Genomic DNA, 12540 nt, shown 5'->3' with positions numbered 1-12540 from the left:
CCAGTCCTTTTGTGTTTGTATTGGAGACTAAAATGACAAAATTAATTGTAGGATTGGGAAATCCAGGATCAAAATATGATCAAACCCGTCATAATGTTGGTTTTATGGCGATTGATATCCTTGTAAAGGAACTTGACTTAAACTTTACAGAAGATAAAACCTTTAAAGCTTATGTCACAAGTGGCTTTATTAATGGTGAAAAAGTTTATTTTATCAAGCCAACCACTTTTATGAATAATAGTGGTATTGCTGTTAAAGCACTTTTAACCTACTATAATATTGCTATTGAAGACTTAATTGTCATTTATGATGATTTAGATATGGAAGTAGGAAAAATTCGCTTCCGTCAAAAAGGTTCTGCCGGAGGGCATAATGGTATCAAATCAATTATCGCTCATATTGGTACACAAGAATTTGACCGTATCAAAATAGGTATCGGGCGACCTCAAAATGGTATGACAGTCATCAAACATGTCTTAGGAAAATTCTCACCAGATGAAATGATTACAATTGACACTACACTTGATAAAGTTGACAAGGCTGTCAATTATTATTTAGAAAACAATGATTTTGAAGCAACGATGAGACGATATAATGGCTAAATTAGGATTAACGGATTTATTAGCACAAAATAAAACCATTCAAAATTGGCTTGGACAGTTAGAAACAGGTAGGCAATTGGTCATGGGCCTTTCTACTTCTAGTAAAGCTCTGGCCATTGCAACAGCTTTTCAGTATCAGTATCATCAAGGAAAGATGGTTATCGTAACCTCAACCCAGAATGAAGCGGAGCAGCTAATAAGTGACTTGTCAGCACTATTAGATGAAAAATATATCTATAGTTTTTTTGCTGATGATGTCGCCGCTGCAGAGTTCATCTTTTCATCACTTGATCGAACTTTGTCTCGTCTAGAGAGTTTAAACTTTCTCCAGAACGAGACCTCAACAGGTATTTTGGTGACTTCTATTATTGGTACTAAAATACTATTACCAAATCCTAAAGCATACAACAGAGCACAGATAAAGTTGTCAATTGGAGTTGACAAAGAAATTGACAATATTGTCAAAGATCTATCCCAAATGGGATATGAACGTGTTAATCAAGTATTGAGTCCAGGAGAGTATAGTCGTAGAGGTGACATCTTAGATATTTATGAAGTTACTGAAAGTTATCCCTTTAGGATTGAATTTTTTGGGGATGAAATTGATGGTATTCGTACATTTGACATTGAAAGTCAGAAATCTCTGGATAGTTTAGAAAAAGTGATAATCTCACCAGCGACTGATATTATTTTAGAGCAAGGTGATTTTGAACGTGCGACAATTAAACTAGAAGAGGAACTTGACAAGAGTCTCAATGATGACTTGAAACATTATCTTAGTGATATTTTATCAGTGACAAAAGATGGGTATCGTCATAAGGATATTCGTCGTTTCTTGAGTTTCTTTTATCAAAAAAACTATAGTCTTTTTGATTATTTCACCAAGGATACGATTCTTTTTATTGATGATTTTCAAAAGTTGATGGATCGTCATGCTCGCTTTGAAATGGAAGTGGCTAATCTTTTGACAGATGATTTACAACAATGTAAATCTCTGTCAAGTCAAATCTATTTTGCTGATACTTATCAAACGTTAAGACAATATCAACCGGCAAGTTTCTTTTCTAATTTTCATAAAGGTCTAGGAAATATCAAATTTGATGCCCTGCATAACATGACGCAATATCCTATGCAGGAATTCTTCAATCAATTTCCAATTTTGGTCGATGAAATTCATCGCTATCAGAAGCAAAAAGCAACGATTTTAGTACAAGTAGATTCCCAAAAATCTCTGGACAGTTTACAAGAAACGTTAAAAGAATATAATCTGGAACTACTAATTACAGATTCCCAGGAGATTGTTCCTCATCAAGCACAATTCATTATTGGGAATCTATCAACTGGATTTTATCTAGCTGATGAAAAATTAGTCTTAATCACCGAACGTGAGATTTTCCATAAAAAAATCAAACGTCGTGCTCGTCGTTCTAACATTTCTAATGCTGAACGGCTAAAAGATTATAATGAGCTTGAAAAAGGTGACTATGTGGTCCATCAAGTTCATGGTATCGGGAAATTTCTGGGAATCGAAACGCTAGAAATAAAGGGTGTCCATCGTGATTACCTAACCATTCAATACCAAAATTCTGACAAGATTTCATTACCAATTGAGCAGATTGAAAGTCTATCAAAATACGTTTCAGCTGATGGCAAAGAACCTAAAATTAATAAACTTAATGATGGTCGTTTTCAAAAGACCAAACAAAAAGTCACCAAACAGGTAGAAGATATTGCTGACGATTTGCTAAAACTCTATGCTGAACGCAGTCAGTTAAAGGGTTTTGCTTTTTCTCCAGACGATGATAATCAACGAGAGTTTGATGATGATTTTGCCTATGCTGAGACAGAAGATCAACTCCGGTCAATTGCTGAAATTAAAAAAGATATGGAAGCTGACAAGCCCATGGATCGTCTCTTGGTTGGTGATGTTGGCTTTGGTAAGACAGAAGTGGCCATGCGAGCAGCCTTTAAAGCTGTCAACGATGGCAAGCAAGTTGCTATTTTAGTACCAACGACAGTCCTAGCCCATCAACATTATGTCAACTTTAAAGAACGTTTTGACAATCAAGCTGTCAACATTGAGGAACTCAGTCGTTTTAGAAGTAAGAAAGAACAAACAGCTGTTTTAGAAGAATTATCTAAAGGTCAAGTTGACATCATTATTGGAACCCATCGCTTGCTTTCTAAGGATGTTACCTTTTCAGATTTGGGTCTCATTGTCATTGATGAAGAGCAACGTTTTGGTGTCAAGCACAAAGAGACATTGAAAGAATTAAAAACTAAAGTTGACGTTTTGACTCTGACAGCAACACCGATTCCTCGAACCCTTCACATGTCAATGCTAGGGATTCGAGATTTATCAGTTATTGAAACACCTCCGACCAATCGTTATCCTGTTCAGACTTATGTCATGGAAACCAATCTCGGTATGGTCCGTGAAGCCATGTTGCGTGAAATAGACCGTGGAGGACAGGTGTTTTATGTTTACAATAAGGTTGACACTATTGAACAAAAAGTAGCAGAGTTACAAGAACTTATCCCAGAGGCAAGCATTGGTTTTGTCCATGGTCAGATGAGTGAAATTCAACTAGAAAACACCTTATTAGACTTTATTGCCGGTGTTTACGATGTCTTGGTAGCTACAACTATTATTGAAACAGGAGTTGATATTTCTAATGTCAATACCCTCTTTATTGAAAATGCAGACCACATGGGACTGTCAACATTGTATCAACTTCGTGGGCGTGTTGGCCGTTCTAATCGGATTGCTTATGCCTATCTCATGTATCGACCTGACAAGATTTTAACGGAGGTGTCAGAAAAACGTTTGGATGCCATTAAAGGCTTTACAGAACTGGGTTCAGGCTTTAAAATTGCCATGCGTGACTTGTCTATTCGTGGTGCTGGTAATATCTTAGGTGCCTCACAAAGTGGCTTTATTGATTCTGTTGGGTTTGAAATGTATTCACAACTCTTAGAAGATGCCATTTTGAAGAAACAAGGAAAATCGCAAGTGCGTCAAAAAGGAAACGCCGAGCTTAATTTACAGATTGATGCCTATCTACCGATGGATTATATTTCAGATGAACGTCAGAAAATTGAAATCTACAAACGTATCCGCGAAATTGATTCTCGCGCTACCTATGAAGAACTTCAAAATGAGTTAATTGACCGTTTTGGAGAGTATCCAGATCAAGTTTCCTATTTACTAGAAATTGGCCTTGTCAAAGCTTACCTTGACAGCGTCTTTACAGAATTAGTTGACCGTAAAGACAATCAGTTGGTTGTTCGTTTTGAAAAAGTCACACAGACCCTCTTTTTAACCCAAGATTATTTTGAAGCCCTATCAAAAACCAATCTCAAGGCTCGCATCAGTGAACACCAAGGAAAAATTGAAGTCATTTTTGATATTCGTAACAAAAAAGATTATGAGATTTTGGAAGAATTGATTCAGTTTGGACAAGGATTTGCTGAAATCAAAGACAGAAAACAAGCAAAAAAAGAAGGTTGACAATACTGTCAACCTCTTCTTTAATGCTATTATTTCAAGATGTCAAAGACTTTTTGCAATAAAAAATGGTCATGTCAAAGATATTCTATGGTAAACTAAACTCAAAAGAGCTAGACTGAAGTCACAAAGGAGCACAAATGAATTTTCACAAGAGATTAGTTGACCTTAGGAAAAATAAAGACATCTCTCAGGAAGAATTGGCTGAAAAGCTTTACGTGTCACGGCAGACCATATCCAACTGGGAACGAGGTAAAACTTATCCTGACATCAATAGCCTCTTGATGATTTCAATCTATTTTAGCGTTTCTTTAGATTATCTTATCAAAGGAGATGTGGACATTATGAAACATCAAGTCAATCAGTCGAAGTTTAAGACATGGATCATTTTAAGTGGGATTTTATTTTTTGCTCTTTCAGTGATTTACCCAACCAGATATTTACCTGATAGTAGTATCTTTTCAATTTACTTCCCTTTGATTGGCATGTCATTATTTTTTAGTCTTTTTCAAGTTTTTTATATCCTTGGTAATAACAAAATCAATACTTTTACCGATATTATAAACTTTTTAGATAAAAAAGAGCATCCATTCAATCTCAGTCGAGAAATCTGGTGGCTACTTATCTTTCTAGTGCTGACATTTTTTATATTCTTTGCTGGGATTGTGACCTCAACTTTTCTTTTCTGGTAATATCAACAACTGATGAGAAGTCGGCTGTTTTTTATCCTATTTTTTATGATGCATTTGCATGTATTTAGTAAAATCAGCTTCTATTTTACGGCAAATAGTGTTAATGGTTTGAATATTGATATTATCATTTTCTAATTTTTGTTGGCTATAATGGCTATTAAAAAAGAGCATTAAGGCAATGTCAACATAAGACATCTTCTTAAATATTGTGTGATTTTGAGATAATTTTTCTCGAACTGCTTGATAGACTAATTCTTCTAATTGATGAGGAGCACTAGACAAATCTTCAATAAGTGGTTGAGAAACACTTGAATCATCGAAATCGTCTAATCGCTCTAATTCTTTTAAAACGGTTTGCGCTCTTTTTATGTTGGCGTTAGCCACGTTTCTGGTAAACTGTTTAAAATCACTTTCCATTAGTAATTGACGAAAACTACTGTACTTAATATTAGTTACAAATGAATCATAAGTTTCTAATTCTCTGTGCAACTCTTCTAAATGTTTAATTTGTTTTCTAGTTGCTAAATAATCGATTCTAGCGGATTGCCATTCGAAAACGATGTCTCGAACAGATTTGCCAACATAATAGGGAGTATAATTGACATACAGCTCACTATAGAGATTGATTTCATGTACAGCTAAGTCCAAAACTTTTTGTCTAAAATTAGAAAAGTTACGATTATAACTAGTAATATCCTGAACTTTAAAAGCTCTTTTTAAATCTTCTAAAGAGATTGTTAACGATTTTAATCGTCTTCTTTGATAGTGTGATTTTAAAAATTCATAGAGAATCCAAGAGTATTGAGAGGTGAATTTTTGTGTGATTGTTAAGTCAATTTGCATGTATTTCTCAAGCATATTTTGCAAAAGTGGCTGTGCTTTTTTGGTCCAATAAACTTGAAAGAGACCATTATCATATTCAATAGATTCAATAATATTATAAGTAATCATCCGACCACTAGCAGTTTCAGCTTCTAGAAAATCAGAATCCATAAAAGTAAAACCAACTTTTCTTAAAATAACTGTATCCTTCAAAGCGCGTATTTTTTGATATTTAGTGATATCAGCATAGCGTTCAAATTCTTTCAACGTAAACTTAGAATAAGTTTGATTTTCTTCTCGACTCAAAATAGCCAATGATAGTAGCTGCATCTGTGTTAATGACAGTTTTATATCAGTATTTGCTAAAGAAAGAGCGTTACTTTTTTCAATGAGATTATCATTATCAAATAAAGTGATTTGATTGTATTTTTTCATGAGATACTCCTTCCAAGTTACTCGATTATAGCATAGGCCATAAAGACGTCACAATGGATTTTGAGGGTAAATTAAGGTTTAGTTTTCATTGTTTTGGGTAATTTAAGATGTGTTAAAGTTATTTCTACCTCCAATTTTGGTAATATAAGTTGCAAAAAATGGGTTAAATCAGAAAAAATCAGCCTATTTTTCTCTTATATTCTTCTGTACGAAGAAATAAACAATCAGGTAATTTAAAGTGCATATCATCAAAGAAAAGTTAGTTATTAGCCAATGTAAGAGTTTAAAGTGTTAATTATTGTTTTCTAAAAGTAAATATTATATCTAGATGGGATATTAAAAGTGACGAAAAAGAGATTGGTAGTTTTATTATGATCAAACAATCTCAGTTATACTAAACAATCTTGTCAATAGAACTAATAAACATAGAAAACACAGAGAATAGATCAAAACATTATTAACAACTATAAAAGCTATTATTTTCAGTTACTATCAGGACAATTTCTACTATTTTTCCAAAAAAATGATAAAATGTAAGAGACAGTCTCAAAAGGAGAAGAGTATGCGTTTAGACAAATATTTAAAAGTATCACGGATTATCAAACGTCGTCCTGTGGCTAAAGAAGTTGCAGATAAAGGACGTATCAAAGTTAACGGTGTTTTAGCAAAATCCTCTACAGATTTAAAATTAAACGATGAAGTAGAAGTTCGTTTTGGAAATAAACTCTTAACCGTTAGGGTATTAGAAATGAAAGACAGCACTAAAAAAGAAGATGCTGAAAAAATGTACGAAATCATTAGCGAAAAGCGAGTAGAAGCCAATGAAGAAACCTAATGTTGTACAACTTAACAATCATTATATTAAAGATGAAAAACTAAAACGTCGTTATGAATTGGAAGAAAACGCCAAACGTCATCGCTTTATGGGTGGTTTGTTGCTCATTGTAATGCTTCTTTTCATATTACCAACTTATAATCTCATAAGTAGCTATCATAAGTTACAAGAAAAAAAAGACCGTGTCATCCAGTTAAAAAAGGATTACCAGTCCATTTCTAAAGACGTTGAAGATAAAAAGAAATTAGCTGATAGTTTAAAAGACAATGACTTTGCCGCTAAGTATGCTCGGGCAAAATATTATTATTCTAAGGAAGGGGAGATGATTTTCCCTGTTCCAGACTTATTACCGAAATAATGGAAAATTTAATTGAAACAATCGAGAAGTTTTTACAGTATTCTGATGAAAAACTAGAGGAACTCTCAGCAAAAAATAATGCTTTAAGACAGGTAGAAAGTGAGGAAGAGAAAGATTAAATGAAGAAAATAGTCCTTTTTATGCTACTTCCTTTTTTCTTTCAAACACTTCCGGTTATTAGTACTGAGGTTGATTTACAGCTAACTGATGCCCAAAGGTATCAATTGTCACAGACAGCAGCCTCACCAAAAACGAATCTGCAAATACCTAAAAATCCAGTCTTGAAAACATCTATACCAGTTTACAAGGATTCTGATTTAAAAATTCCTGCTAAAACATTATCACCAGATGATTCCTTACAGATTCAGTCTATTGAAGTGAATCAATTTGGTTTACCTGTGTTCCACTTAACGGATCAAACCTACATGTTAGCAGACGAAACACACTATTACCAAGATGTGGTATTAGACCAAACGCCAATGTCAGCTACTTATTGGACGCGAAAGATTGATAAGATTTATGACAGCCCTTTTGTTAAAGGGACCAAAGAAGTCACTAAGAAACCTAAGGACTATACACAAGTCATTGTAACTGCCGTAGCCACGACTCATAAAGGTACTTACTATCAATTGGATCAATATGGTTGGGTTGAAGGGCATCTGATTTCCATCCAAGATACTAGAATGGAAAAAGTTCAGGAACTTTTGACTCAAAAATATCAAAAAGCTGACTATGGTATTAGTATTAAACAATTGGAAACAGGACAGATGGCAGGTATTAATGCCGATAAATCCATGTATGTGGCTAGCTTAGCCAAACTACCTATCCTGTATTACACACAAGAAGCAATCAATCAAGGCAAAATTAACAAGGAAACGACGTTTAAGTATACTTCGAAAGTTAATGACTTTTATGGAGCTTATGATCCAAGTGGTAGCGGTAGCCTTCCTAAAAAAGCTGACAACAAAGAATACACTGTTGATGAGTTAATGAAGAAAGTTGCTCAACAATCGGATAATGTTGCTAGCAACATGTTGGCTTACTATGTTACAGATCAGTTTGGAGCAGATTTTCAAAACCAAATGATGGCTATTTCAGGAACATCTTGGGATATGAAAAAACGTGATGTTTCACCAGAAACAATCAATAAAATATTAGAAGCTCTCTATCGTCAAAATGGTTTTGTTCTTAATTATTTATCGAAAACGGAGTTTGATGATAAGCGGATTTCAAAAAATATTTCAGATAAAGTTTCTCACAAAATTGGAGATGCCTACGATTACAAACACGATGCAGCCATTATCTACACAAAATCGCCATTTATCATAACAATAATGACCAATAAAGCAAATTATGATGATATAACGGCGATTGCAGACGACATTTATGAGATTTTAAAATGATTACATCAACAGACTTTTTAAACCACGTTCAAGAAAAGCAATTTTTCACCACTCATCAAAAAGTTCTCATAGCTGTTTCAGGTGGGGTAGATTCAATGAATTTACTGCATTTTTTATATGTTTCACGTGAAACACTAGGTATTGCTATTGCTATTGCTCATGTCAATCATCATCAGCGAGAAGCATCCGAGATTGAAGAGAATTATTTAAAAGCTTGGTCGAAAAAACACCATGTTCCCTTTTACTTAGGTCATTTTAAGGGGACGTTTACTGAGAAAAAAGCGCGTGATTATCGGTATTCTTTTTTTAAAACAATCATGGAAAAAGATAACTACACGGCATTGGTGACTGCTCACCATGCAGATGATCAAGCAGAAACGATTTTTATGCGAATCCTCCGTGGAAGCAAGATTCGTTACCAATCAGGTATAAAAGAAAAACAAATCTTTGCTAACGGAGAATTGATTAGACCCCTACTAAACTTTTCTAAAAAAGACTTTCCAAATATTTTTCATTTTGAAGATAATAGTAATCAACAAAATGACTATTTGAGAAATCGTATTAGGAATCACTATCTACCCCAACTAAAGCAAGAAAATTCCAATATCAAGCAAGCGCTGTTAAAGCATGGTCAAGAAATAGACCTGCTAACGAAAGCTTTACAAGATTTGACAAAGGATATGGATACGCAAAATTGTAACGTTTTTCAGAAACAAACACCGGCTGTCCAACATTTTTTATTAGAAGAATACTTAGCTAAGTTTCCTGATCTACAAATTGGACAATTGCAATTTAAGCAACTATTGTCTAATCTAAGGAATGACAAGAGCTACGATTTTCACTTGAAAAATAATTATCACTTTAAAAAAAGTAAGGAGCGGTTTAGTATCTCTAAAATCAGTCCAGAGACTGATAGTCAGCCGTCAGAAGTTTTGTTAAAATATGGCTCATTGGTAACTTTAGAAGATTATTTTTTTTGTTATGATGAAAAACAAGAAGGCTATGCCGACTCTATTTTATTACCATCAAAAAATCCAGTTATTCTAAGACATCGTAAACCAGGTGATAGGATTCTGGTTAAAAATGTTTCTAAAAAATTGAGACGATTCTTCATTGATGAGAAAATAAATAAAAAAGATCGACAAAAGACAATTATTATTGAACAAGATAAGTCTATTGTAGCAGTGATATGCCAAGGAAAAACATATTTGAGTAATCCCTATTATCATGATATAATGAAAGGCAAATTGTATATTCAAAAATGTAGAATGGTGAACGATTATGTTAGAAAAAGATATTAAAAAAGTTCTTTATTCAGAAGAAGAAATTGTAGCCAAGTCAAAAGAACTCGGTGCGCAATTAACGAAAGATTATGCAGGAAAAAATCCTTTGCTTGTCGGTGTATTAAAGGGTGCTGTTCCTTTCATGGCAGAACTCATCAAACATATCGATGCCCACGTAGAAGTTGATTTCATGGTTGTTTCTAGTTATCATGGCGGAACAACATCTAGTGGTGAAGTAAAAATCCTTAAAGATGTGGACACCAATATTGAGGGTCGTGATGTTATCTTTATAGAAGATATTATTGATACAGGTCGTACACTTCTTTATTTACGGGATATGTTTAAGTATCGTAAAGCCAATTCTGTTAAAATTGCTACTCTTTTTGATAAACCAGAAGGACGTATTGTTGAGATTGAAGCCGACTACGTTTGCTACGACATTCCAAATGAGTTTATTGTTGGCTTTGGTTTAGACTACAATGAAAATTATCGCAATCTCCCATATGTAGGTGTTCTTAAAGAAGAAATCTACACTAATTAAAAAGTTAGAAAGTCACTCCGTTTAATGAATAATAAAAACAATAACGGTTTTGTGAAGAATTCCCTACTATATATATTTATTATTGTTTCAGTTGTAACAGCTTTTCAATATTATTTCAGTGGAAGTAATTCTCAAACCCAACGTATTAGCTACTCAAATTTAGTTAAGCAATTAAAAAAAGGTGATGTCAAAACAATTACCTATCAACCTAGTGGAACTGTATTAGAAGTAACTGGTCAATATAAAAAAGCCAAGGAAGTAAAATCATCTACAGACTTATCCTTTTTAGGTAATGCTAGTCGTGATGTTAAAAACTTTACAAGCACCATTTTGTACAGCGATTCTGCTTTGGATACCCTTCAAAAGGCAGCAGATGATGCAGGCGTTAATATCAAAGTAAAACAAGAGAGCTCTAGTGGAACTTGGATTTCTATTATTATGAGTTTCTTACCCTTGGTTATTGTGATTGCTTTCTTTAGCATGATGATGAATCAAGGTGGTGGTGCCCGAGGAGCAATGAGTTTCGGTAAAAATAAAGCTAAAACTCAAAGTGAAGGTAACGTTAAAGTCCGATTTTCAGACGTTGCTGGTGCAGAAGAAGAAAAACAAGAACTTGTAGAAGTTGTTGATTTCTTGAAAAATCCTAGAAAATATAAAGCCCTTGGAGCACGTATCCCTGCAGGTGTCTTATTAGAGGGTCCTCCAGGTACTGGTAAAACGCTTCTTGCTAAAGCTGTTGCTGGTGAAGCAGGCGTACCTTTCTTTAGCATTTCAGGATCTGATTTTGTTGAAATGTTTGTTGGTGTTGGTGCTAGCCGTGTTCGCTCATTGTTTGAAGATGCTAAAAAAGCTGAACGAGCAATCATTTTTATTGATGAAATTGATGCTGTTGGTCGTCGTCGCGGTGCCGGAATGGGCGGTGGAAACGATGAGCGTGAGCAAACCCTTAACCAATTGTTGATTGAGATGGATGGTTTTGAAGGTAATGAAAGCATTATTGTTATTGCTGCCACAAACCGTAGTGATGTACTTGACCCAGCGCTATTACGTCCAGGACGTTTTGATCGTAAGGTTCTTGTAGGACAACCTGATGTTAAGGGACGTGAAGCAATTTTACGTGTTCATGCTAAAAATAAACCGTTAGCAAATGATGTTGATTTGAAAGTTGTTGCTCAACAAACACCTGGTTTTGTCGGTGCAGACCTCGAAAATGTCCTTAATGAAGCTGCTCTTGTTGCTGCTCGTCGCGATAAAAAGGTTATTGATGCTTCAGATATTGATGAAGCTGAAGATCGTGTTATTGCAGGACCTTCTAAGAAAGATAAGTCAGTATCACAACGTGATCGTGAGTTGGTAGCTTTCCATGAAGCTGGTCATACTATTGTTGGTTTGGTACTCTCAAATGCTCGTGTGGTTCATAAGGTTACTATTGTACCTCGTGGACGTGCAGGTGGTTACATGATTGCCCTTCCTAAAGAAGATCAGATGCTCCTTTCTAAAGATGATATGAAAGAGCAATTAGCGGGACTCATGGGTGGACGTGTTGCTGAAGAAATTATCTTCAACGTTCAAACGACTGGTGCATCTAATGACTTTGAACAAGCTAGTCAAATGGCTCGTGCTATGGTAACTGAATATGGTATGAGTGATAAACTTGGTCCTGTTCAATATGAAGGTAGCCATTCAATGATGGCTGGACAATTATCCCCAGAAAAATCATACTCTCCAGAGACGGCACAGATGATTGATGATGAAGTCCGTGATCTCCTTAATGATGCTCGTAATAAAGCAGCAGATATCATTAATGAAAATCGTGAAACCCATAAATTAATTGCAGAAGCGCTTCTCAAATACGAAACATTGGATGCTGCTCAAATTAAGTCAATCTATGAAACAGGGAAAATGCCTGAAGAGGTAGATGATGAAAAAGAAGCACATGCGCTATCATACGATGAAATTAAAGAAAAAATGGCAGAAGAATAAGAATGAAAACTGAGTAATAGTTAAACTTCTTAAAGAAAAGCGGCTCTTTGTCAACTGTAGTGGGTTGATGTCAGCTAC

The 12540-nt window shown here is 34.7% G+C and carries 11 protein-coding genes; 10 read left to right on the top strand and 1 reads right to left on the bottom strand.

The annotated features are described in order from the left end of the window. The first annotated feature begins 32 nt into the window (after positions 1-32). The 3 genes from pth (at position 33) to ACMZ6U_RS01895 (ending at position 4802) form a co-directional block, all read left to right on the top strand. A complete protein-coding gene (pth, locus tag ACMZ6U_RS01905) occupies positions 33-602 on the top strand; it encodes an aminoacyl-tRNA hydrolase (RefSeq protein ID WP_416105967.1) in 570 nt (189 codons plus the stop codon). Further along, positions 595-4113, top strand: a complete 3519-nt coding sequence (gene mfd / locus ACMZ6U_RS01900) for a transcription-repair coupling factor (RefSeq protein WP_416105966.1) — start codon at positions 595-597, stop codon at positions 4111-4113. The genes pth and mfd overlap by 8 nt, the downstream gene beginning before the upstream one ends. A gap of 137 nt (positions 4114-4250) precedes the next feature. Further along, positions 4251-4802 (top strand): helix-turn-helix domain-containing protein, encoded by a 552-nt coding sequence (locus tag ACMZ6U_RS01895; protein ID WP_416105965.1) that lies wholly within the window; start codon positions 4251-4253, stop codon positions 4800-4802. Positions 4803-4838: 36 nt separating this feature from the next. On the opposite strand, the gene ACMZ6U_RS01890 is transcribed toward ACMZ6U_RS01895, so the two are convergent. Then, positions 4839-6059 (bottom strand): replication initiation protein, encoded by a 1221-nt coding sequence (locus ACMZ6U_RS01890; RefSeq protein ID WP_416105964.1) that lies wholly within the window; start codon positions 6057-6059, stop codon positions 4839-4841. Between the two features lie 562 nt (positions 6060-6621). Between ACMZ6U_RS01890 and ACMZ6U_RS01885 the strand changes: the two genes are divergently transcribed. The 7 genes from ACMZ6U_RS01885 to ftsH are packed head-to-tail and all read left to right on the top strand — an operon-like array spanning position 6622 to position 12462. Beyond that, positions 6622-6894 (top strand): RNA-binding S4 domain-containing protein, encoded by a 273-nt coding sequence (locus ACMZ6U_RS01885; protein ID WP_104967026.1) that lies wholly within the window; start codon positions 6622-6624, stop codon positions 6892-6894. Next, positions 6881-7252: an FtsB family cell division protein gene (locus tag ACMZ6U_RS01880; protein ID WP_104967027.1), complete on the top strand. Its 372-nt coding sequence runs from the start codon at positions 6881-6883 to the stop codon at positions 7250-7252. The genes ACMZ6U_RS01885 and ACMZ6U_RS01880 overlap by 14 nt, the downstream gene beginning before the upstream one ends. Then, positions 7252-7371, top strand: a complete 120-nt coding sequence (locus tag ACMZ6U_RS01875; protein ID WP_104967028.1) for an SP_0009 family protein — start codon at positions 7252-7254, stop codon at positions 7369-7371. The genes ACMZ6U_RS01880 and ACMZ6U_RS01875 overlap by 1 nt, the downstream gene beginning before the upstream one ends. Further along, positions 7372-8655, top strand: coding sequence for a serine hydrolase (locus ACMZ6U_RS01870; protein WP_416105963.1), 1284 nt, complete (start codon positions 7372-7374; stop codon positions 8653-8655). After that, positions 8652-9956: a tRNA lysidine(34) synthetase TilS gene (tilS, locus tag ACMZ6U_RS01865; protein WP_416105962.1), complete on the top strand. Its 1305-nt coding sequence runs from the start codon at positions 8652-8654 to the stop codon at positions 9954-9956. The genes ACMZ6U_RS01870 and tilS overlap by 4 nt, the downstream gene beginning before the upstream one ends. Next, positions 9937-10479, top strand: a complete 543-nt coding sequence (gene hpt, locus ACMZ6U_RS01860; RefSeq protein WP_416105961.1) for a hypoxanthine phosphoribosyltransferase — start codon at positions 9937-9939, stop codon at positions 10477-10479. The genes tilS and hpt overlap by 20 nt, the downstream gene beginning before the upstream one ends. Positions 10480-10503: 24 nt before the next feature. Beyond that, positions 10504-12462 (top strand): ATP-dependent zinc metalloprotease FtsH, encoded by a 1959-nt coding sequence (gene ftsH / locus ACMZ6U_RS01855; protein WP_416105960.1) that lies wholly within the window; start codon positions 10504-10506, stop codon positions 12460-12462. Positions 12463-12540: the final 78 nt, after the last annotated feature.

It is taken from the genome of Streptococcus pluranimalium, from assembly GCF_047785745.1.
Lineage (GTDB): Bacteria > Bacillota > Bacilli > Lactobacillales > Streptococcaceae > Streptococcus > Streptococcus pluranimalium_B.
Note: the sequence above shows the minus strand (reverse complement) of the source record. Positions and strands in the feature narration are given on the sequence as shown.